18 protein-coding genes are annotated in these 21,550 nt (G+C 74.9%); all 18 read left to right on the top strand.

Annotated elements, in window-relative coordinates; genetic code table 11:
- Nucleotides 1-108 precede the first annotated feature (108 nt).
- Nucleotides 109-639, top strand: a complete 531-nt coding sequence (locus tag O4U47_RS13645; RefSeq protein ID WP_270678212.1) for a GNAT family N-acetyltransferase — start codon at nucleotides 109-111, stop codon at nucleotides 637-639.
- Between the two features lie 10 nt (nucleotides 640-649).
- A complete protein-coding gene (gene coaE / locus O4U47_RS13640; RefSeq protein WP_270678211.1) occupies nucleotides 650-1,252 on the top strand; it encodes a dephospho-CoA kinase in 603 nt (200 codons plus the stop codon).
- A 160-nt stretch (nucleotides 1,253-1,412) separates the two neighbouring features.
- The gene (gene uvrB, locus O4U47_RS13635; RefSeq protein WP_270678210.1) at nucleotides 1,413-3,506 is read left to right on the top strand and encodes an excinuclease ABC subunit UvrB; all 2,094 of its coding nucleotides are present in this window, start codon (nucleotides 1,413-1,415) and stop codon (nucleotides 3,504-3,506) included.
- Between the two features lie 348 nt (nucleotides 3,507-3,854).
- Nucleotides 3,855-4,850 carry a GNAT family N-acetyltransferase gene (locus O4U47_RS13630; RefSeq protein WP_270678209.1) on the top strand — a complete coding sequence of 332 codons (996 nt, stop codon included), beginning with the start codon at nucleotides 3,855-3,857 and terminating at the stop codon, nucleotides 4,848-4,850.
- Between the two features lie 471 nt (nucleotides 4,851-5,321).
- A complete protein-coding gene (locus O4U47_RS13625) occupies nucleotides 5,322-7,145 on the top strand; it encodes a gamma-glutamyltransferase family protein (RefSeq protein ID WP_270678208.1) in 1,824 nt (607 codons plus the stop codon).
- A 203-nt stretch (nucleotides 7,146-7,348) separates the two neighbouring features.
- On the top strand, nucleotides 7,349-8,995 hold the full coding sequence (locus O4U47_RS13620) for a CTP synthase (RefSeq protein ID WP_270678207.1): 1,647 nt from the start codon (nucleotides 7,349-7,351) through the stop codon (nucleotides 8,993-8,995).
- Entirely contained in the window at nucleotides 8,995-9,621 is a 627-nt protein-coding gene (locus O4U47_RS13615; protein WP_270678206.1) for an NUDIX domain-containing protein, read from the top strand. The genes O4U47_RS13620 and O4U47_RS13615 overlap by 1 nt, the downstream gene beginning before the upstream one ends.
- Before the next feature lie 187 nt (nucleotides 9,622-9,808).
- Nucleotides 9,809-10,786: a site-specific tyrosine recombinase XerD gene (locus O4U47_RS13610; RefSeq protein ID WP_270678205.1), complete on the top strand. Its 978-nt coding sequence runs from the start codon at nucleotides 9,809-9,811 to the stop codon at nucleotides 10,784-10,786.
- Between the two features lie 198 nt (nucleotides 10,787-10,984).
- A complete protein-coding gene (locus tag O4U47_RS13605; protein ID WP_270678204.1) occupies nucleotides 10,985-11,944 on the top strand; it encodes a ParA family protein in 960 nt (319 codons plus the stop codon).
- 161 nt (nucleotides 11,945-12,105) lie between these two features.
- Nucleotides 12,106-12,507 carry a hypothetical protein gene (locus O4U47_RS13600; RefSeq protein ID WP_270678203.1) on the top strand — a complete coding sequence of 134 codons (402 nt, stop codon included), beginning with the start codon at nucleotides 12,106-12,108 and terminating at the stop codon, nucleotides 12,505-12,507.
- A gap of 85 nt (nucleotides 12,508-12,592) precedes the next feature.
- Nucleotides 12,593-13,444 (top strand): segregation and condensation protein A, encoded by an 852-nt coding sequence (locus tag O4U47_RS13595; protein ID WP_270678202.1) that lies wholly within the window; start codon nucleotides 12,593-12,595, stop codon nucleotides 13,442-13,444.
- A 35-nt stretch (nucleotides 13,445-13,479) separates the two neighbouring features.
- On the top strand, nucleotides 13,480-14,079 hold the full coding sequence (gene scpB / locus O4U47_RS13590) for an SMC-Scp complex subunit ScpB (RefSeq protein ID WP_270678224.1): 600 nt from the start codon (nucleotides 13,480-13,482) through the stop codon (nucleotides 14,077-14,079).
- Entirely contained in the window at nucleotides 14,063-15,562 is a 1,500-nt protein-coding gene (locus O4U47_RS13585; RefSeq protein WP_270678201.1) for a pseudouridine synthase, read from the top strand. Before scpB ends, O4U47_RS13585 begins: the two co-directional genes overlap by 17 nt.
- Before the next feature lie 443 nt (nucleotides 15,563-16,005).
- Nucleotides 16,006-16,368 carry a chorismate mutase gene (gene aroH, locus O4U47_RS13580; RefSeq protein ID WP_270678200.1) on the top strand — a complete coding sequence of 121 codons (363 nt, stop codon included), beginning with the start codon at nucleotides 16,006-16,008 and terminating at the stop codon, nucleotides 16,366-16,368.
- A gap of 549 nt (nucleotides 16,369-16,917) precedes the next feature.
- The gene (locus O4U47_RS13575) at nucleotides 16,918-18,000 is read left to right on the top strand and encodes a prephenate dehydrogenase (protein ID WP_270678199.1); all 1,083 of its coding nucleotides are present in this window, start codon (nucleotides 16,918-16,920) and stop codon (nucleotides 17,998-18,000) included.
- A 476-nt stretch (nucleotides 18,001-18,476) separates the two neighbouring features.
- On the top strand, nucleotides 18,477-19,223 hold the full coding sequence (gene cmk, locus O4U47_RS13570) for a (d)CMP kinase (protein ID WP_270678198.1): 747 nt from the start codon (nucleotides 18,477-18,479) through the stop codon (nucleotides 19,221-19,223).
- Nucleotides 19,224-19,421: 198 nt separating this feature from the next.
- Entirely contained in the window at nucleotides 19,422-20,870 is a 1,449-nt protein-coding gene (gene der, locus O4U47_RS13565) for a ribosome biogenesis GTPase Der (RefSeq protein ID WP_270678197.1), read from the top strand.
- 96 nt (nucleotides 20,871-20,966) lie between these two features.
- A complete protein-coding gene (locus O4U47_RS13560; RefSeq protein ID WP_270678196.1) occupies nucleotides 20,967-21,512 on the top strand; it encodes a DUF523 domain-containing protein in 546 nt (181 codons plus the stop codon).
- Nucleotides 21,513-21,550 lie beyond the last annotated feature (38 nt).

Raw genomic sequence — 21,550 nt, 5'->3', positions numbered from 1 at the left:
CCCGCTCCGGGACTCCGGAACCGGACAGCGAACCGCCGAGGGCCGCTCCCCGCCAGGGGGGCGGCCCTCCGCTATGCTCGGCGCGCACCCGGACGCGAGAGGGACGCCATGCGCGCCGAGACCCCGCCCGAACCGACCGCCGCCCCGGTCCTCGCCGAGGCCTCCCCCGAGGACGCCGGGGAGATCTGGACCCTGCAGCGCGCCGCCTACCTGTCCGAGGCGCAGCTCTACGGCGACCCCTACCTGCCGCCGCTGGCCGAGACCGGGCAACAGGTGCGGGCCGCCTTCGACCGCGGGCCGGTCCTCAAGGCGGTGCTGGGCGGGCGCATCGTGGGCGCCGTGCGCGGCGCCGCCGCCGAGCGCGCCTTCCTGGTCGGGCGGCTGTCGGTGGCGCCGGACGCGCGGCGGCGCGGCATCGGCCGGGCGCTCATGGCCGAGCTGGAGCGGCGGGCCGCCGCCGACCACCCGGCCCTGGAGCGCTTCGCCGTGTCCGTGGGGCACGGCAGCGAGGCCGCCCTGCGGCTGTTCCGCGGCCTGGGCTACACCGAGGCCTCCCGCGAGCGCATCGCCGACCACCGCACCCTGGTGCACCTGGGCAAGGCGGTGCCCGCCGCCGCGCCCGAGGGGGCGGTGCCGTAGTCTCGGCCCCATGCTTCGAGTGGGACTGACCGGGGGCATCGGCTCCGGCAAGAGCGAGGTCGCGCGGCGCCTGGCCGCCTCGGGCGCGCTGGTCATCGACGCCGACGCGATCGCCCGCGAGGTCGTGGAGCCGGGCACCCCCGGCCTGGCCGAGGTGGTGGCCGAGTTCGGCGCGGGGGTACTGGACGCCGACGGGCGGCTGGACCGGCCCCGGCTGGGCGCGATCGTCTTCTCCGACACCGCGAAGCTGGAGCGGCTGAACGGGATCGTGCACCCCCGGGTGGCCGAGCGCACCGAGGAGCTGATGGCGCGGGCGCCCGGGGACGCGGTGGTGGTCTACGACGTGCCGCTGCTGGTGGAGAACGGGCTGCAGGGGATGTACGACCTGGTGGTGGTCGTGGACGCGCCCGAGGAGGTGCGGGTGCGGCGCCTGGTGGAGGACCGGGGCATGCCCGAGGAGCAGGCGCGCGCCCGCATCGCGGCGCAGGCCTCCCGGGAGGAGCGGCTGGCGGCCGCCGACATCGTGGTGGACAACGCCGGGCCGATCGGGGACCTGGACGCGCGCGTCGCCGAGGTGGACAAGGAGCTGCGGGCCCGCGCCGACCGGGCCTGACGCCGGGCGCGCGGCGCCGCCGGTCCGCGGGGCTGCCCGTGGGAATCGGCGGGCGGCCGGGTGCGTTGCACGCGGCGGTCCGGCGCTGTCGCAGGGCGGCGCTAGGTTGGAGGGGCGGGCACGGGCTGCCCGCGCTGCACGAGGCGACGATGGGGGCGGCATGCGACCGGTGACCGACATCCAGCGCAGGAAGGCGCCGTTCGAGGTGGTCTCGGACATGGTGCCCGCGGGAGACCAGCCCTCGGCGATCGCCGAGCTGGCCGGCCGGGTGGACCGGGGCGAGGCCGACACGGTGCTGCTGGGCGCCACCGGTACCGGCAAGACCGCCACGGTGGCCTGGACGGTGGAGCAGGTGCAGCGGCCCACCCTGGTGATGCAGCCGAACAAGACGCTGGCCGCGCAGTTCGCCAACGAGCTGCGGCAGATGCTGCCGAACAACGCGGTCGAGTACTTCGTCTCCTACTACGACTACTACCAGCCCGAGGCCTACGTCCCGCAGACCGACACCTACATCGAGAAGGACTCCTCGATCAACGACGAGGTGGAGCGGCTGCGGCACTCGGCCACCAACTCGCTGCTGACCCGCCGCGACACCGTGGTGGTGGCGTCGGTGTCGTGCATCTACGGCCTGGGCACCCCGCAGGAGTACGTGGACCGGATGACCCACCTCAAGGCGGGCACCGAGGTGGACCGGGACGAGCTGCTGCGCCGCCTGGTGGAGATGCAGTACACCCGCAACGACACCGCCTTCACCCGCGGCACCTTCCGGGTGCGCGGGGACACCGTGGAGATCATCCCGGTGTACGAGGAGCTGGCGGTGCGCATCGAGATGTTCGGCGACGAGGTCGAGCGCCTGCTGACGCTGCACCCGATCACCGGGGAGGTGCTGGGGGAGGACGACGAGGTGTTCATCTTCCCGGCCTCGCACTACGTGGCCGGGCCCGAGCGGCTGGAGCGGGCGGTCGGCCAGATCGAGGCCGAGCTGACCGGGCGCCTGGCCGACCTGGAGGCGCAGGGCAAGCTGCTGGAGGCGCAGCGCCTGCGGATGCGCACCACCTACGACATCGAGATGCTGCGCGAGGTGGGCAGCTGCTCGGGGGTGGAGAACTACTCGCGGCACTTCGACGGGCGCGAGCCCGGCAGCGCCCCCAACACCCTGCTGGACTACTTCCCCGAGGACTTCCTGCTGGTCGTCGACGAGTCGCACGTGACGGTGCCGCAGATCGGGGCCATGTACGAGGGGGACGCCGCGCGCAAGCGCACCCTGGTCGAGCACGGGTTCCGGCTGCCCTCGGCGATGGACAACCGCCCGCTGAAGTGGGAGGAGTTCCTGGAGCGCATCGGGCAGACGGTGTACCTGTCGGCGACCCCGGGCCCCTACGAGCTGCGGCAGAGCGGCGGCGACGTGGTCGAGCAGGTCATCCGTCCCACCGGGCTGGTCGACCCGGAGGTGGTGGTCAAGGCCACCGACGGGCAGATCGACGACCTGGTGCACGAGATCCGCGAGCGGGCCGGGCGCGGTGAGCGGGTGCTGGTGACCACCCTGACCAAGAAGATGGCCGAGGACCTCACCGACTACTTCGCCGAGCTCGGCATCCGGGTGCGCTACCTGCACAGCGAGGTGGACACGCTGCGCCGGGTGGAGCTGCTGCGGGAGCTGCGCACCGGCGAGTTCGACGTGCTGGTCGGCATCAACCTGCTGCGGGAGGGCCTGGACCTGCCGGAGGTGTCCCTGGTGGCGATCCTGGACGCCGACAAGGAGGGGTTCCTGCGCTCGGAGACGTCCCTGATCCAGACGATCGGCCGCGCGGCCCGGAACGTGGCCGGGCAGGTGCACATGTACGCCGACACCGTGACTGACTCGATGCGGCGCGCCATCGACGAGACCAACCGGCGCCGGGCCAAGCAGCTCGCCTACAACGACGAGCACGGGATCGACCCGCAGCCGCTGCGCAAGCAGATCGCCGACATCCTGGACTCGCTGGCCCGCGAGGAGGTCGACACCCAGGAGCTGCTCGGCTCCGGGTACCGCCAGGCGGCCGCGCCGGTGCCGGGCGGCGGCGGTGGCGGCGAGGGGCGCGCGGACGTGTCCCAGATGCCGCGGGCGGAGCTGGCCTCGCTCATCGACCAGCTCGACGCGCAGATGCACCAGGCCGCGACGGACCTGCAGTTCGAGCTGGCGGCGCGGCTGCGGGACGAGATCAAGGAGCTCAAGCGCGAATTGCGGGGCATGGACGCGGCCGGGGTGGAGTGAGCCCCGCCCGGGCCGGCCGGGGCCGACCCGCCGGTAGGGTCCGGGGCGGGGCGCCGCCGTGCCGCTCCGCATGATCCCCGCCGTTGCGCGGGTCCCGCCGGATCCGGCCAGAGCGGTGTCGAGTACGGTGGCGGCTGACGGGAAATATCCGAAATGGGATTGCACCGAATCGGATAGGTAACGGAATTCGGTGTTCTGCCCGGTATGCACCCGAGCGGGCGCTAGACTCGTCGCGGTCGGCGGACGACGGTCCGTCACCACCCGGTGCACGTTCCGTGGATGTTCACGGACCGCGTCCGGACGGCCTCGCTCCGCGAGCACCACGGAAGCGGTCAGGGAGGGTGGAGGATGAGCGGCTATGTCGCGCGCGTGCGCCGCGGCGACCTGCCCGGGCGCGGGACCGGCTACGAGGCGCTGGCCGAGTCGGCGGCGCTGCGCTGGGCCGCGGTCGACCCGCTGCTGCCCGCGCCCCCGCGCCTGCGCCGCGCCGGGGACACCCTGCTCACCGTCAGCGACGAGGCGGGCCGCACCGTCGCCGCGGGCACCATGCGCTACTCCTGGTACCAGCCCGGCGAGGTGGGCCGCACCTGGGGGATGCCCGACCAGCACTGGCTGACCCCGGTGATCGGCGGCCCCGACCCCGAGGGGGCCCTGGACTCGCTGCTGACGAGCTGGAAGGACCAGCTGGAGGCCCAGCCCGGCGGCACCGGGGCGGAGTCCTCGGCGCTGCTGACCTGGCCCTCCCGCGACGTGTGCGGCATAGCGCCGCTCCAGCGGCACGGCCTGCAGCCCTACAGTGTGCTGTCGGTGCGCCCGCGCGGGCGCGGGGTGCCGCCCTCGCTGCCCCCGCGCGACGTGGCGTTCCGGATGGCCGACCGGCAGGACCTGACCCCGGCCGTGGGCCTGCTGATGGAGCAGCACCGCTTCGAGGAGCGCTTCGGCGGGGTCTTCGTGCAGCAGGAGACGGCCGGGCAGACCCGCAGCGTGCTGTCGGCGGCGCTGAACCGGCGCCCGTCCTGGATATGGGTGGCCGAGCGGCGCGGCCGGATGGTGGGCCTGGTGTGGGTGACCCCGCCGCAGCGCGCGCGGTGGACGGGGCCGCTGGTGTCGGCGTCGTCGGCGGCCCACATCGGGTACGGCATCGTGACCGAGGGCGAGCGCGGCCGGGGGATCGGCACGGCCCTGGTGGAGCAGGCCCACCAGGCGCTGGACACCTGCGGGGCCGAGACGGTGCTGCTGGACCATTCGCTGATGAACCCGCTGTCGACCCCGTTCTGGGCCCGGATGGGCTACCGCCCCCTCTGGACCACCTGGGAGGCCCGCCCGGCCACGGCGATGCGCTGAGCCGGATGAAGCGACCGCCACCGGCGGGCGGCCGGGGCCGCGTCGCCGAAGGGCGGGGTGCCGGTCCAGGTGAGCACGGTCGGCGCGGCGCCGAGGGCGGGCCGGGGGCCGCCCGCTTGAGACCCCGTGCGGATGGGCGGGCGTTCCGCGGGAGACCGAGCCTCGCGCCCCGTCGCCGACCGCCGCCCCTGTGCCGTCGGTCTCGGGAAAAGCGCCCCCAAAAGGCGGGGGCCGGGTCAAGGGGCGAGTGCGACTGCGCCCCGAGCTCGGAGGCGGTCGCGTCCCGTGCGCCCAGGGGGCGCACGGGGACCTGCGGAGATCGCCGATGGTGGCGTGACCATCGGACGGGAAGCGCACGGCGTGGTCCCGCTCGTGGGCCCTGGCGGGCGGGGACCGGCCCGGGGTACCTTTCTGCGGCGCCGCCCCTCCCGGGGCGGTCCCGGGTGCCGCCGGACCGGAAGGGCCTCTTCCATGCTCGGTTCGCGAAAGCCGCGCGGTGCGCTCGCCCTCGGGGCGGCCGCCGGCGCCCTCCTGGTGTGCGCGTCGGGGCTCTCCGCCGCCGCCGATGACCGGGACCGTCCGCCGGGGTCCCCCGACCGGTCGCCGGTCGCGACCGGGTACGGCGGGGCCGTGTCCACCGTCGACCCCGACGCCACCGCGGCCGGGATGCGCATGCTCCGCCGGGGCGGGACCGCGGCCGACGCCGCCGTCGCCGCGGCGGCCGCCCTCGGGGTCACCGAGCCCTACTCGGCGGGCTTCGGCGGCGGGGGCTACCTCCTCTACTACAGCGCCGAGGACGGCCGCGTGCACACCCTCGACGCGCGGGAGACCGCCCCGGCGGCCATGGGCGAGGACGCCTTCACCGAGGACGGCGAGCCCATCCCGTTCCGCGAGGCCGTCACCTCCGGCCTGTCCGTGGGCGCCCCCGGCGCCCCGGCCGCCTGGGAGCGGGCCGTGGACACCTGGGGCCGCAAGAGCCTCAGGCAGGTCATGCGCCCGGCCATCGAGCTGGCCGAGGACGGCTTCACCGTCGACGCGACCTTCCGCGACCAGACCGCGGCCAACGCCGGGCGCTTCGCCGACTTCCCCGCCACCGCCGAGCTGTTCCTGCCCGGCGGCGCCCCGCCCGAGCCGGGGACGGTCTTCCGCAACCCCGACCTCGCCGAGACCTACCGCGCCTTCGCCCGGGACGGCGCGCAGGTGCTCGACGGCCCCCTCGGCCGGGACGTCGCCGCGGCCGCCGCCGACCCGCCGACGGCGCCGGGCACCGGCCGCGAGGTGCGGCCCGGCCTGCTGACCGCCGCCGACGTCGCCGGGTACGCGCCGGTGCGGCGCGATCCCGCGCACGTGGAGTTCCAGGGGCTGGACGTGTACGGCATGGCGCCCTCCTCGTCCGGCGGCACCACGGTGGGGGAGGCCCTGGCCATCGTCGACCGGTCCGCCCCCGGGGACGGCGACGGTGCCGGGACGCTGCACGCCGCCCTGGAGGCGAGCAAGCTCGCCTTCGCCGACCGCAACGCCTACATCGGCGACCCGGCCTTCACCGACGTGCCGGTCCGGGCCCTGCTCTCCCCGGAGTACGCCGAGCGCCGCGCCTGCCTCATCGACCCCGCATCGGTCCTTCCGGCCCCCGTGGCGCCCGGCGACCCCTCCGGCGGGGACGGAAACGGGTGCCCCGCCCCGGTGGCCCAGCCGGCGGCGCCCGACACCGAGGGGCGCTCCACCACCCACCTGGTGACGGCCGACCGCTGGGGGAACGTCGCCTCCTTCACGCTGTCCATCGAGCAGACCGGCGGCAGCGGCATCACCGTCCCCGGCCGCGGGTTCCTGCTCAACAACCAGCTCACCGACTTCGACTTCGCGGCCTCCGGGCCCGGCGCGGGCGAGGCCAACCTGCCCGGCCCGGGCAAGCGCCCCCGCTCCAGCATGTCGCCGACCATCGTCCTCGACGACGGCGCGCCGGCCATGGCGTTGGGCTCCCCGGGCGGGGCGACGATCATCACCACGGTCCTGCACGTGATCGTGGACACCGCCGCCCTGGGCACGCCCCTGCCCGACGCGGTGGCGGCGCCCCGGACCTCCCAGCGCAACGCGCCGGAGACCGACGCCGAGCCGGGCTTCTTCGGCACACCCGCCGAGAAGGAGCTCACCGCGCGCGGCCACGCCTTCTCCGCGACCCCGGAGATCGGTGCGGTGGCCGCGCTGGAGTACCTGGAGGACGGGCGGATCCGGGCGGTCGCCGAGCCCGAGCGGCGCGGCGGCGGGCACGCGGAGGTGCTGCGGCCCGGGGGCTGAGGGGCCGCCGACCCCCTCTGACGGGCGCGGACGCGGCGGCGCCGTCCGCGCGCGTGCCGTCGGGTGGGCCCGGGCCTGTTATCCTGGTGGCCCGTGGAGTCCGAGGCCCGGAACGGGGAACCGCCGGGACCGAGAGGGCGCCGCACGGCCGCCCGTCCTCATCGATCGGGCGGTCCGCAGCCATTCGACCACGGGAGCAGCACTTGGCATCCGCCGCGAGTACCAAACACCTCTTCGTCACCGGCGGCGTCGCCTCAAGCCTCGGCAAGGGCCTGACCGCGTCCAGCCTCGGCCGGCTGTTGAAGTCGCGCGGTCTGCGGGTCACCATGCAGAAACTGGACCCCTACCTCAACGTCGACCCCGGGACGATGAACCCCTTCCAGCACGGAGAGGTGTTCGTCACCGACGACGGGGCCGAGACCGACCTCGACATCGGCCACTACGAGCGCTTCCTCGACACCGAGCTGTCGGGGTCGGCGAACGTCACCACCGGCCAGATCTACTCCAGCGTGATCGCCAAGGAACGGCAGGGCGCCTACCTGGGCGACACCGTCCAGGTGATCCCGCACATCACCAACGAGATCAAGTCGCGCATCTACGCGATGGAGTCCGCCGACGTCGACGTGGTCATCACCGAGATCGGCGGCACGGTCGGCGACATCGAGTCGCTGCCCTTCCTGGAGGCCGTGCGGCAGATCCGGCACGAGATCGGCCGGGACAACTGCTTCTTCCTGCACGTGTCGCTGGTGCCCTACCTGGCGCCGTCCGGGGAGCTCAAGACCAAGCCCACCCAGCACTCGGTGGCGGCGCTGCGCAACATCGGCATCCAGCCCGACGGGCTGGTGTGCCGGTCGGACCGGCCGATCCCGGACGCCATGAAGTCCAAGATCAGCCTGATGTGCGACGTGGACGAGGGCGGGGTGATCTCCTGCCCGGACGCCCCCTCCATCTACGACATCCCCAAGGTGGTGCACCGGGAGGGCCTGGACGCCTACGTGGTGCGCCGCCTGGGCCTGGCCTTCCGCGACGTGGACTGGACCGAGTGGGACGACCTGCTCGGGCGGGTGCACCGCCCCGAGCACGAGGTCACCATCGCCCTGGTGGGCAAGTACATCGACCTGCCCGACGCCTACCTGTCGGTGACCGAGGCGCTGCGCGCGGGCGGCTTCGGCGAGGACACCCGGGTGAACATCCGCTGGGTGGCCAGCGACGACTGCCGCACCCCGGAGGGGGCCCACCGGGAGCTGGAGGGCGTGGACGGCGTCCTGGTGCCGGGCGGCTTCGGCGTGCGCGGCATCGAGGGCAAGCTGGGCGCGGTCCGCTACGCCCGGGAGAACCGCGTCCCGATGCTGGGCATCTGCCTGGGCCTGCAGTGCATGGTGATCGAGTTCGCCCGCACCGTCGCCGGGATCGAGGGCGCCAACAGCGCCGAGTTCGACGACAAGGCGGCCGAGCCGGTCATCGCGACCATGGCCGACCAGGCCGACGTGATCTCCGGCGACCGCGACATGGGCGGCACCATGCGGCTGGGCCTGTACCCGGCCGACCTGGCCGAGGGCTCGGTGGTGCGGGAGGTGTACGGCAAGGGCCGGGTGTCCGAGCGCCACCGGCACCGCTTCGAGGTCAACAACGCCTACCGGGGCCGCCTGGAGGACGCCGGGCTGCGCTTCTCGGGCCTGTCGCCCGACGGCCGCCTGGTGGAGTACGCGGAGCTGCCCCAGGAGGAGCACCCGTTCTTCGTGGCGACCCAGGCCCACCCGGAGCTGCGGTCGCGGCCCACCCGGCCGCACCCGCTGTTCTCCGGCCTGGTCGCGGCCGCCCTGAAGCGCTCGGCCGAGGCCCGCGCCTGATGGGCGCCCACCACGGCGGCAAGCCCGCCGACGTGCCCGACCGGCGCGACCCGCTCGCGCGCGAGGTGCCCTTCCGGGGCGCCAAGACGCGGGTGCACGTGGACCGGCTGGCCCTGCCCGGCGCCGACGGGCCCGAGGAGGTGTCCCGCGAGTACCTGGTGCACCCGGGCGCGGCGGCGGCGCTGGCCCTGGACGAGGCCGGCCGGGTGCTGATGGTGCACCAGTACCGGCACGCGGTGGGCGAGCGCCTGTGGGAACTGCCCGCGGGGGTGCGCGACGAGGAGGGCGAGGCCCCGGTGCGCACCGCCATGCGGGAGCTGGAGGAGGAGGCCGGGCACCGCGCGGAGCGCTGGTTCGAGCTGGCCGACTTCTACCCGTCGCCGGGGTTCTCCAGCGAGCGCATCCAGGTGTTCCTGGGGCGGGGCGTGAGCCCGGTCCCCGAGGCGGAGCAGACCTTCGTCCGCCTGCACGAGGAGGCCGACCTGCACCCCGAGTGGGTGCCGCTGGAAGAGGCGGTGCGCGCGGTGTCGGAGGCCCGGGTGCGCAACGGTGCGACGGTGGTCGGCGTGCTGGCGGCGGCCGCCGCCGAGCGCGACGGGTTCGCCTCGCTGCGCCCGGCCGAGTGACCGGAGCCCGGACCCCGCCCCGCCGGGCGGCCGGGCGCATGGCGCCGGCGGCGCGGTAGGGCCGCCGAGTCCGGAGGAGGGTGCCGCGGTCCCGAAAGGGGCCGCGGCGCTTTCGTTTGCGCGCCTTTCCCGCCGACGGCGCACCCTTATGGCATCATCTGTCCCGGAAATCGCGGGAAGCCGGGTGATGACGACGAGCGCCGAGCACGAGGCCGTGGCGGACCGGAGCGACGCCGCCGCCGCGGTGCGGACCTACCTCGACCACCTGGCCGTCGAACGCGGACTGGCGGCCAACACTCTCGCCTCTTACAGGCGTGACCTGCGAAGATACGTGCTGTTCCTGGAGTCGCGCGGGCTGGCGTCGCTCGCCGGGGTCGCGGCCGGGGACGTGTCGGCGTTCCTGCGCGCGCTGCGCGAGGGCGACGAGGAGCACCCCCCGCTCGGCGGGAACTCGGCGGGCCGCGCGGTCGTGGCGGTCCGGGGCCTGCACCGGTTCGCGCTCCGGGAGGGGCTCGCCCCGGCCGACCCGGCCGCGGAGGTCAGCCCCCCGCGCCCGATGCGTCGGCTGCCCAAGGCGGTCCCGCTGGAGGACATCGAGGCCCTGCTGGAGGCGGCCGGGTCCGAAGGGGACCCGCGCGCGCTGCGCGACCGCGCCCTGCTGGAGCTGCTCTACGGGACGGGCGCCCGCATCTCCGAGGCGGTGGGCCTGGACGTTGACGACGTGACCGGCCCGGCGCCGCCCGGGGCCGAGGACGGCGGGGTGGTGCGCTTCCGCGGGAAGGGCGGCAAGGAGCGCGTGGTGCCGGTCGGCCGGTTCGCGCGGGAGTCGGTCCAGGCCTACCTGGTGCGGGGGCGGCCCGCGCTGGCCGCATCGGGCCGCGGCGCCCCGGCCCTGTTCCTCAACGCGCGCGGCGGCAGGCTGACCCGTCAGGGCGCCTGGGCGGTGCTGCGCGCGGCGGCCGAGCGCGCCGGGCTGCGCGACGTCTCCCCGCACACCCTGCGCCACTCCTTCGCCACCCACCTCATCGACGGCGGCGCGGACGTGCGCGTGGTCCAGGAGCTGCTGGGGCACGCCTCGGTGAGCACCACGCAGGTCTACACGCTGGTGACCGTCGACCGGCTGCGGGAGGTGTACGCGGCCGGCCACCCCAGGGCCCGCCGCTGACGGGCTTCCGAGTCCGACAAGTGCGGCACGGGCGCGCCCTGAGCGCGTAGAGTGTCGCGTTGAATCACCCCGTGCGGACGTTCTAGAGTCGCCGCACGACGGCAGGCCGCTGTCGACATGGCGAGTTGTTTCCGACGGCCGGCCGCTCGGTGGGCCCACCGGGCCCGGGCAGCCGGTCCGTAGGGAGGTCAAAGGGTTGTGAGCTGGTCGCGATACGACGATGCGGAGGCGGGAGCCCCCATCGACGACGGCATGCACGGCGCGGCGGCGAGCAGCCCGTGGGGGGAACCGCGCAGCACGGGGGACGAACTGCAGACGACACGAGCGAAGCCGAGCTTTCCGGATCCGGAGCCGCTGGACCGCCACGGTCCGGCCCGGATCGTGGCACTGTGCAACCAGAAGGGCGGGGTCGGCAAGACCACGACCACCATCAACCTCGGGGCGGCCATCGCCGAGTTCGGGCGGCGGGTGCTGCTCGTCGACTTCGACCCGCAGGGGGCGCTGTCGGTGGGCCTGGGGCGGCTGGACCCGCGCGAGCTGGACCTGACCGTTTACAACCTGCTCATGGAGCGCGACGTCACCGTCGAGGACGTGCTGCTCAAGACGGACGTGGACGGGCTGGACCTGATCCCGAGCAACATCGACCTGTCGGCCGCCGAGGTGCAGCTGGTCGGCGAGGTCGCCCGTGAGCAGATGCTCAAGCGCGCGCTGAGACCGGTGCTGGACGACTACGACGTGGTCCTCATCGACTGCCAGCCGTCGCTGGGCCTGCTCACCGTCAACGCGCTCACCGCCGCCGACGGCGTTGTGGTGCCGCTGGAGTGCGAGTTCTTCGCGCTGCGCGGGGTGGCGCTGCTGATGGACACCATCGAGAAGGTGCAGGAGCGCCTCAACGAGGAACTGGTGATCGACGGGTTCCTGGGCACCATGTACGACCCGCGCACGCTGCACGCGCGCGAGGTCCTGTCCACCATCGTGGAGGGCTTCGGCGACAAGGTGTACGGCACCGTGATCAACCGGACCATCCGCTTCCCCGACGCGACCGTCGCGGGGGAGCCCATCACCCGCTTCGACACCTCGTCGGCGGGGGCGACCGCCTATCGGGATCTCGCGAAGGAGGTGCTGGCCAGGTGGGCAAACAGCGATCACGCCGTGTGACGCTGCCCGGCGCCGACGAGCTGTTCTTCCGCCCGTCGGAGCCGCCCGCCCCAGAGCCCGCACCCGACCGCGCGGGGGAGATCCCCGCACCGGCCACGGGGGCCGAGGACACGGCCTCCGGGGGTTCTGTGCGGCGTTCATCGACTCCGCAGAGTAGCGAAATGGGTGCGGACGGTGGTGATGCGGGCGGGGGCGGCCGGGCGGACCCGGACGCCCCGGACGAGCCCGGCGCCGCGGACGTGCCGGACGCGTCGGCCGACACCCCGCCCCCGGAGCCGCGGGCCCCGGAGGCGGCCGGGCCGGAGCGCAAGGCGCCCCGCAGGCGCAAGGCCCCGCCGGCGGCGCCGCAGCCCAGCGGGCGGCAGCGGCACGACGAGAAGATCACCGTGTACATCTCGGCGCAGGAGCTGCTCGCGCTGGAGCAGACCCGGCTGACGCTGCGGGCCGAGCACGGCCTGGCCGCCGACCGGGGGCGCCTGGTGCGCGAGGCCGTGGCCGTGCTGCTCGCCGACTTCCACGAGAACGGCGGCGACAGCGTCCTGGTGCGGCGCCTGGCCGACTGACCCGCCGCCCCGGAGCGGGGCCGGAGGAGCGAGCACGGGAGCGGAGGCGGGACGGGCACCGCCCGGGCGGTGCCACCCTAGAGGGATGACCGACGAGCGCACCGGCGAGGAGGCCGAGGACGGGGGCGGCTTCCAGGTGCACCTGGAGAACTTCGAGGGGCCGTTCGACCTCCTCCTCGGGTTGATCTCCAAGCACAAACTGGACATCACCGAGGTCGCCCTGTCCAAGGTCACCGACGAGTTCATCGCCTACATCAAGGAGAACGAGGGCTCCTTCGACCTGGACCAGGCGAGCCACTTCCTGCTGGTGGCGGCCACGCTGCTGGACCTGAAGGCGGCGCGGCTGCTGCCGCGGGGCGACGTGGAGGACGAAGAGGACCTCGCGCTCCTGGAGGCGCGCGACCTGCTGTTCGCCCGGCTGCTGCAGTACCGGGCCTACAAGCAGGTCGCCGCGCTGCTCCAGGAGCGCATCTCCGCCCAGGGGCGCCGGTTCGCGCGCGCGGTGCCGCTGGAGCCGCGGTTCGCCGACGCGCGGCCGGACGTGATGCTCAAGCTCGGTCCCCAGGAGTTCGCCGCCCTGGCGGCGAAGGTGTTCACCCCGAAGGAGCCGCCGAGCGTCCCGGTGACCCACATCCACCAGCCCAAGACCTCGGTGCGCGAGCAGGGGGCGCTGGTGGTGGAGGCGCTGCGCGCGGCGGGGGAGATGACCTTCGCCGAGCTGACGGCCGACTGCACCGGTACCTTCGAGGTGGTCGCCCGCTTCCTGGCGCTGCTGGAGCTGTACCGGGCGTCCAACGTCGGCTTCGACCAGCCCGAGCCGCTGGGGGAGCTGCTGGTGAGCTGGACCGGCGGCACCAGCGGCGAGGTGGACGTGAGCGACGAGTACGACGACGCCGCCCCCGGGGACGGGCAGGACGGCGGAGGGGAGCGCGGGTGACGGTGGGACAGGACACGGCCGGAGGCGCCGGAACGGTGGGCGCGGACGGCGCCGGGGGAGCCGACGGCGCGCGCACCGGCGCCGACCCGGCCCTGCGGCGCGACCTGGAGGCCGTGCTCATGGTGGTGGACCAGCCGGTGGCCGCCTTCGACATCGCGCGCGGGCTCGGCCGCCCGCTGGACGACGTGGCCGCCGCGCTGGAGGAGCTGGCCGAGGAGTACACCCGCCAGGACCGCGGCTTCGACCTGCGCCAGGTCGCCGAGGGGTGGCGTTTCTACACGCGCCCGGAATGCGCGGAGGTCGTCGAGCATTTCCTTAAAGAGGGCCAGGAGGTCCGGCTGACGCAGGCGGCGCTGGAGACACTCGCGGTCGTCGCCTACCGGCAGCCGGTCTCCCGGGGAAGGGTCTCAGCGGTCCGGGGTGTGAACTGCGACGGGGTTATGCGTACCCTCGTACTGCGAGGGCTCATCGAGGAGGCGGGACAGGACCCCGAGTCCGGGGCGCACCTGTACCGCACGACCAGCTATTTCCTCGAGCGTCTGGGCCTGTTGAGCCTCGACGATCTTCCGGATCTGGCCCCGTTCCTGCCTGACGACATCGAAGGTATTGACGAAACCGGTGAACACACCACGTAAGAACGACAGGTCCCGCGGTGGGCGGGACTCGACCGGACCGCGCGGTGAGCGCGGCCGGGCCCCGCGCGGTGAGCGCGGCGACGACAAGCACGAGCGTTCCCAGCGCCGCGAAGGGCGGCGCACCGAGCACCGGTCCGAGCCCCGTTCCGAGCGGGCCGAACGCGGCGGCCGCGGGGGCGACAGGCGCGAAGGGCGCGAGGACCGCCCCGAGCGGCGCGAAGGGCGCCGCTACGAGGAGCGTCCCGAGCGCGGCGGCCGCCAGGGCGCGGCCCGCGGCGGCGCGCGCGAAGGCGGACGCGGCGGCGGCGACCGCGGCGCCCCGGAGCGGGGGGACCGCTCCGGCCGCCAGGAGCGCGCTGGCCGTCCGGAGCGCGGTGGCCGCCCTGAACGGTCCGGCCGTCCCGAGCGTTCGGGCCGTCCTGAACGTTCCGCGCGCCAGGACTCGCCCCGCCAGGAGCGGAGCGGGCGCCCCGAGCGGTCGGGCCGCCCGGAGCGCGGCGGACGCCCTGGGAGGTCCGGGCGTCCCGAGAGGTCCGGAGGCCCTGAACGGTCCGGGCGTCCCGAGCGTTCCGGGCGTCCTGCCGGGCGGGGAGGCCCCGACCGCGGGGACGGCGGCCGGGCGCCGCAGAAGGGCCGCGGTTCCGAGCGCGAACTCTCGCGCGAGGCCCGCGCCCGCCTGAAGGCGCTCCGCTCGGAGTTCGACCCCGGCGACGAGGACCACCGGTCCGACGGGGACCGCGACTCCTACCAGGGCGTGCCCGGCGGCATCCGGCTCCAGAAGGCCCTGGCCCAGGCCGGTGTGGCGAGCCGCAGGGCCAGCGAGGAGCTGATCGCCGACGGCAGGGTCACGGTCGACGGCCAGGTGGTGCGCCGCTTCGGCGCCCGCGTGGACCCCGAGCGCTCGGAGATCCGGGTCGACGGGATGCTCGTCAACACCGCCCCCGACCGGCTGTACTACGCGCTGAACAAGCCGCGGGGCGTGGTCAGCACCATGTGGGACCCCGAGGGGCGCCCGACGCTGTCCGACTACGCCGGGCAGACCGAGGAGCGCCTGTTCCACGTGGGGCGGCTGGACACCGAGACCGAGGGCCTCATCCTGCTCACCAACGACGGCGAGCTGGCGAACCGGCTGACCCACCCCCGCTACAAGGTCGTCAAGACCTACATCGCGAAGGTGCCGGGGCCGGTGCCGCGCGAGGTGGTGCGGGAGGTCCGCAAGGGCGTGGAGCTGGACGACGGCCCTGTCGAGGTGGACTCCTTCCGCGTGGTGGAGAACCTGGAGCCCCGGGCGCTGGTGGAGATCCGCCTGCACGAGGGGCGCAAGCACATCGTGCGGCGCCTGATGGAGGCGGTCGACCACCCGGTGGCCGACCTGGCCCGCACCCAGGTGGGGCCGATCGGCCTGGGCAACCTGAAGACGGGCACCATGCGCGCCTTGACGGCGCAAGAGGTGAGCGAGCTGTACACGGCGGCGGGCATGTAGCCCCCGCACCCGTCGAGCGCCGCGGGGCCCACTGTCTGGGCCCCGCGGCGCCGTCGTGTGCTCCGCCTGTGCGCGGCGGGGGATTCCTGGGCGCCGCTGGAGTGGTGGAACTTTCGCCGGCCCTGGCCGCCGTTGCGGGCACCTCTGGCCCGGCTCCCCGATGGTCTCGGAGGAGACGACACCGCTCCAGCGGACACGAGCATTCCTGGCGGCACCGGTCCGTCCCCAGCTCTTGGGGGGACCCGGGGCCGCGTGCGGACCGCTAGGGAGCCTGGGGGCGCAATCCCGGATCCGGTCGTCATTGCGTCTCCTCGGGCCCGATTCACCAGGCGGGAAGGCCGAGGCCCCGCACCACAAGGAGTACGGTGGAGCGGGCAGAACGCGGGACGGGAGCCGGTGGTTCTCGGGACGCCGCAGAAGAGCGGGAGAGGGACGAGGCGACAGTGGCAGTGCGAGCGATCCGTGGGGCGGTTCAGGTCGACGCCGACGAGCGCGAGCTCGTCATCGAGGCGACCGCCGAGCTGGTGGCGGAGGTGATGCGCCGCAACGGCCTGTCCACCGATGACGTGATCAGCGTCCTGTTCACCGCCACACCGGACCTGACCTCGGAGTTCCCCGCGCTCGCCGCGCGCAAGGTGGGGTTCGCCGACGTGCCGCTGATGTGCGCGAGCGAGATCGCCGTGCCGCACGGCATGCCCCGGGTGGTCCGCCTCATGGCGCACGTGGAGACCGATCTTCCCCGCTCCGACCTGCACCACGTCTACCTGCGCGGGGCCCAGGCGCTACGGCTCGACATCGCCCAGTGACCCCGGCCCGGGAACCGGCGGCCGCCCCGCGCGGTTGAGGGGCGGTCCCGCGGCCGGTTCGGTCGTACCTTCTGAAGCGGTGTCATCTCCCTGGGGGCGGTCGGCAGCAGGCCCATCCGTCCGGGACCAATGCGGCGGGCGAGTCCCAGACCCCCGGTCGGGGGCAGGTGCGCCCCGCTCTTCTAGGCCGGTCGGCCGTCGCCGACGCCCCGGGCACCACCCCTGGGGCGCGTCCTCGGAAACCCCATCGGACCAGGTCACAGCAGTCGATACGCCGCTGGGGCGGCCTGCCCCCAGAGCCCTGGCCGGCACCTCGTCCGACGGGCGGGGCGGCGGAGCGCAGTGCCGGATACCGATACGCTCGGCACGGCCTCCCGGGGGCAGGGCACCGGCCCGCGGACCTGCCCGCTGGGCCGCGGCCCGTGCGGGGCTTCCCGCCGCGACGTGACACGGCGCCGCGGGGGCCCTCCGGCCCGACCGGACGCCCGATACGCTTGAAGTGCGCCCCTGACCTGCGGGCGCGCCGGAACTCGGAGGGAACGCACACCCATGATCGACCGCGCCGTCGTCATCGGGGCCGGGCTGATCGGCACCTCGGTCGCGCTGGCGCTGCGCGGGCAGGGCGTGCGGGTCCACCTGGACGACCCCGACCCGCGCAACCTGCGCATCGCCCGCGACATGGGCGCCGGTGAGGAGCTCGGGGCGGACCCCGGCCCACCCGCCGACGTCGCCGTGATCGCCGCGCCCCCGGCCGCCGTGCCGGCGGCCCTCCTGCGGGCCCAGCGCCGGCACCTGGCCCACGTCTACACCGACGCCGCCAGCGTCAAGGCGCGGGTGGCCGAGGGTGCCGAGCGCGCCGGATGCGACATGTCGGTGTTCGTGCCGGGCCACCCCATGGGAGGCCGGGAGAAGAGCGGCCCCGGCGCCGCCCGCTCCTACCTGTTCCAGGGGCGCTCCTGGGCGGTGTGCCCGACCGCCGAGGCGGGGACCAAGGCGGTGGCCGCCGTCACCGAGCTGGCGCGGCTGTGCGGCGCCGACCCGGTGGTGATGGACGCCGCCGCGCACGACCGCGCGGTGGCCCTGGTCTCCCACGCCCCCCACCTGGCCTCCTCCGCGGTGGCCGCCCGCCTGGCCGGCGGGGACGCGCAGGCGATGCGGCTGGCCGGGCAGGGGGTGCGCGACGTCACCCGCATCGCCGGGGGCGACCCCGCGCTGTGGACCGAGATCCTCGGGGGCAACCCGGGCCCGGTGGCCGAGGTGCTGGAGGCCATGGCCGCCGACCTGTCCGCGGCCGCCGGCCGCCTGCGCGAGGAGGGCGGAGCGGGCCTGGGGGGGGTGCGCGCGCTGCTGGAGCGCGGGGTGGAGGGCCGCGGGCGGATCCCCGGAAAGCACGGGGAGCCGTCGCCGACCATCCCCCGCTACACCGAGGTCCCGGTGGTGCTGCCCGACGAGCCGGGGGCGCTGGGCCGCCTGTTCTCGGCGGTCGGCGAGGCCGGGGTCAACATCGAGGACGTGCGCATGGACCACTCGCCGGGCCAGCCGCTGGGGCTGGCGCAGTTGGCGGTGCTGCCCGAGGCCGCCGAGGGCCTGGTGGGGGCGCTGCGCGAGGGCGGATGGTCGGTGCACATCTGACCGCTGCGGCGGGCCGCGGGTGACGGACGGGCCACCGGTCCGGCGGGCGCCGCTGGGGCGTCGATCACCCTGAGACCGACCGCCCAGGCCGCCACGGGGACCGACCGTCGGAATCGTGCGGCCTCCGTCCGGCCGGGGGCGGCGGGACGGCACAGGCTCGGGAACGGTCTGCCTTCGGCGCAGTGTCCGTGTCCGCCGATGGGACCGTGTACGCGGAACGTGCGTTCGGCCCGGTCGGCGGGGCCGCCACCGCTCAGGTCCGCACCTGGCATGCCGCCGTGGCGCCGACCACGGCCCCACGGCGGCCGGGAGCCGCAGCGGTCCGGCGGATGCCACCGCCACCAGGGATCACGGGCGCGCCCGTGCCGCTCCGGGCTGTTCCGACCGCCCGGCGATCCGGGCGGAAGAGGGGGACTACGGCTGTAACCTGTTTCGTTGAGATGAGATGGAACCCAACCCCTGGGGAGAGAACCGACGTGAGCGCGCAGGGCAACGCCGGAGCGGGCGCCGAGGGCGCGGCCGGGCCGGGCATGGTGATCGCCATCGACGGGCCGTCCGGGTCGGGCAAGTCCAGCACCTCCAAGGGCGTGGCCGCCGCGCGCGGCTTCGCGTATCTCGACACGGGGGCGATGTACCGCGCCATGACCTGGTGGATGATGCACCACCAGGTCGACGTCGGCGACGCGGAGGCCGTCGCCACCGCCGCGTCGCGGCCGGTCATCACCATGGGCACCGATCCGTCGGCCCCCACCGTCCAGGTGGACGGCACGGACGTGGCCCAGGCGATCAGGACGCAGGAGGTCACCTCCGGCGTCAGCGCCGTCAGCGCCGTACCGGCGGTGCGTGAACGGCTGGTGGCCATGCAGCGCGACACGATCGCGCGGGCACGGCGCGAGTCGGGCGGAATCGTCGTCGAGGGGCGCGACATCACCACCGTGGTGGCCCCCGACGCCGCCGTGAAGATCTACCTGACGGCCAGCGCGGAGGCGCGGGCCGCGCGCCGCAGCAAGGAGGTGCGCACCGACGACGTCGAGGCCACCAAGCGCGCGCTGGCGCTGCGCGACCGGCTGGACTCCTCGCGGGAGGACTCGCCGCTCACGCAGACCGAGGACGCCCTGGAGCTGGAGACCAGCGGGCTGGGCCTGCAGGAGGTCATCGACATCGTCGTCGGCCTTGCCGACGAGGCGGCCGACGGCGCGCAGGCGCAGGCGGCCGCGCAGTAGCGGCGCCGTACCGCCATCGTCCTCCGGGAGGGCATCGCGCCCCGCTCCAGGGGCGCCTCCCCGGTCGGCCGTGGGCCGGTCGGGGCCGGAGGACGCGTGCGCCCGGCCCGGGCGCACCGCACGCAGTACACGACCACCCCCGCGGCACGCGTCCCGGGCGCGCGGGGGATACGGAACCGGGAGAAGGTTCGGAGAGGCATGAGCGAGAAGAGCCCCGCCGGCGAGGCGTGGGAGGCCACGGAAGAGGCAGCCCAGGCGGCCGAAGCGGGTGAGCAGGCGGCGGTCGTACCGGTCGTCGCCGTCGTCGGACGCCCCAATGTCGGAAAGTCGTCCCTGGTCAACAGGGTCCTCGGACGGCGTGAGGCGGTCGTGGAGGACGTGCCGGGGGTGACCCGGGACCGGGTGGCCTACGACGCCTCCTGGCAGGGGCGGCCCTTCACCCTGGTCGACACCGGTGGCTGGGAGACCGATGCCGAGGGGATGGCGGCCAGCGTCGCCCGGCAGGCCGAGTACGCGGCCCAGGCCGCCGACGTCGTGCTGTTCGTGGTGGACGCCACCGTCGGGGTCACCGACGCCGACGCCGCGGTCACCCGGGTGCTGCGCTCCACCCGCCGCCCGGTGGTGCTGGCCGCCAACAAGGTGGACGGCCCGGCCCAGGAGGCCGAGGCGATGGCGCTGTGGAACCTCGGTGTGGGCGAGCCCGTCGCGGTGTCGGCGCTGCACGGGCGCGGCACCGGCGACCTGCTGGACGCGGTGGCCGCGCACTTCCCCGACCGGGAGGAGGCCGGGCAGCGGGCCGCCGCCGAGGACGAGGGGCCGCGCCGCATCGCCCTGCTGGGGCGGCCCAACGTGGGCAAGTCCAGCCTGCTGAACCGGCTGGCGGGGGAGGACCGGGTGGTGGTCGACCCCACCGCCGGGACCACCCGCGACGCCGTGGACGAGCTGATCGAGCTGGGCGGCACCACCTGGAAGTTCATCGACACCGCGGGCATCCGCCGCCGGTTCCGCCGCCTGCAGGGCGCCGACTACTACGCCACCGTGCGCACCTCCACGGCGCTGGAGCGCGCCGAGGTGGCGGTGGTGCTGATGGACGTGTCCGAGCCGCTGGCCGAACAGGACATCCGGGTGGTCGAGCAGGTCATGGAGTCGGGCCGGGCGCTGGTGCTGGCCTTCAACAAGTGGGACACGCTGGACGAGGACCGGCGCTACTACCTGGAGAAGGAGATCGACCGGCAGCTGTCCCGGGTGTCCTGGGCGCCGCGGGTGAACATCTCGGCCAAGACCGGGCGGCACATGGAGAAGCTGGTCCCGGCCATCGAGGCCGGGCTGGACTCCTGGGACGCGCGGATCCCGACCGGGAGGCTGAACAGCTGGCTCAAGGAGCTGGTCGCGGCGACCCCGCCGCCGGTGCGGGGCGGGCGCCAGCCCAAGATCCTCTTCGCGACCCAGGCCGACGTGCGGCCGCCGCACTTCGTGCTGTTCACCACGGGGTTCCTGGAGGACAACTACCGGCGGTTCATCGAGCGGCGGCTGCGCGAGGACTTCGGGTTCGAGGGCAGCCCGATCAAGGTCAGCATGCGCATCCGCGAGAAGAAGGGCGGGACCAAGGCGTCCAAGGGCAGCGTCCGCCCCGACTGGCGGCGCTGACCACCGGCGGGGGCGGCGGCGTGCCGCCGCCCCCGCCGGTCGCCTTCCCGCCGGTCCGTTCGCACCCCGCCCGGGGTGCGGGAAACGAGGTCGGCCGTGTACAAGGTGCTGGTGAGCGCCTGCCTGATGGGGCGCAAGGTCCGTTTCGACGGCAGGGCGAAGACGTCGGGGCACCCGGTGCTGGAGCGCTGGCGTGCGGAGCGGCGCCTCGTCCCGCACTGCCCGGAGATCGCCGGGGGGCTGGCGGTCCCGCGCCCGCCCGCCGAGATCGCGGGTGCGGCGGGGGCCGAGGCGGTGCTCGACGGCGCGGCGGCGATCGTCACCCCCGAGGGACAGGACGTGACCGGCCAATTCGTCTCCGGAGCGCGCGCGGCCCTGGAGACCGCCCGGAGCCAGGGGGTGCGCCTGGCGGTCCTGAAGGACGGCAGCCCGAGCTGCGGGACCCGGTCGGTCTACGACGGGAGCTTCACGGGGGCGAAGGTCACGGGCCCGGGGGTGACGTCGTACCTGTTGAGCGACAGCGGCATCCCGGTCTTCACCGAGGACGAGATCGACGCCGCCGAGGCCTACTTGAAGTCCCTGGAGCACGAGGAACCCGAGGAGCCGGAGATTCCCTTCTGGGGGCTCGGGGCCGATTCCTGACGGCGCTCTGCGGCATGCCCGAGACCGCGCCTCCGGCG

It is taken from the genome of Nocardiopsis suaedae (assembly GCF_027706745.1).
Taxonomy (GTDB): Bacteria; Actinomycetota; Actinomycetes; order Streptosporangiales; family Streptosporangiaceae; genus Nocardiopsis_A; species Nocardiopsis_A suaedae.
The sequence above is the reverse complement of the archived record's forward strand: the minus strand, read 5'-3'. Positions and strand labels throughout refer to the sequence as shown.

Bases quoted from the DNA above. Each gene is read 5' to 3' on its own strand.
- O4U47_RS13645 (WP_270678212.1), top strand. From the start codon at position 109: ATGCGCGCCGAGACCCCGCCCGAACCGACCGCCGCCCCGGTCCTCGCC.
- coaE (WP_270678211.1), top strand. From the start codon at position 650: ATGCTTCGAGTGGGACTGACCGGGGGCATCGGCTCCGGCAAGAGCGAG.
- uvrB (WP_270678210.1), top strand. From the start codon at position 1,413: ATGCGACCGGTGACCGACATCCAGCGCAGGAAGGCGCCGTTCGAGGTG.
- O4U47_RS13630 (WP_270678209.1), top strand. From the start codon at position 3,855: ATGAGCGGCTATGTCGCGCGCGTGCGCCGCGGCGACCTGCCCGGGCGC.
- O4U47_RS13625 (WP_270678208.1), top strand. From the start codon at position 5,322: ATGCTCGGTTCGCGAAAGCCGCGCGGTGCGCTCGCCCTCGGGGCGGCC.
- O4U47_RS13615 (WP_270678206.1), top strand. From the start codon at position 8,995: ATGGGCGCCCACCACGGCGGCAAGCCCGCCGACGTGCCCGACCGGCGC.
- O4U47_RS13610 (WP_270678205.1), top strand. From the start codon at position 9,809: ATGACGACGAGCGCCGAGCACGAGGCCGTGGCGGACCGGAGCGACGCC.
- O4U47_RS13600 (WP_270678203.1), top strand. From the start codon at position 12,106: ATGGGTGCGGACGGTGGTGATGCGGGCGGGGGCGGCCGGGCGGACCCG.
- O4U47_RS13595 (WP_270678202.1), top strand. From the start codon at position 12,593: ATGACCGACGAGCGCACCGGCGAGGAGGCCGAGGACGGGGGCGGCTTC.
- O4U47_RS13575 (WP_270678199.1), top strand. From the start codon at position 16,918: ATGATCGACCGCGCCGTCGTCATCGGGGCCGGGCTGATCGGCACCTCG.
- der (WP_270678197.1), top strand. From the start codon at position 19,422: ATGAGCGAGAAGAGCCCCGCCGGCGAGGCGTGGGAGGCCACGGAAGAG.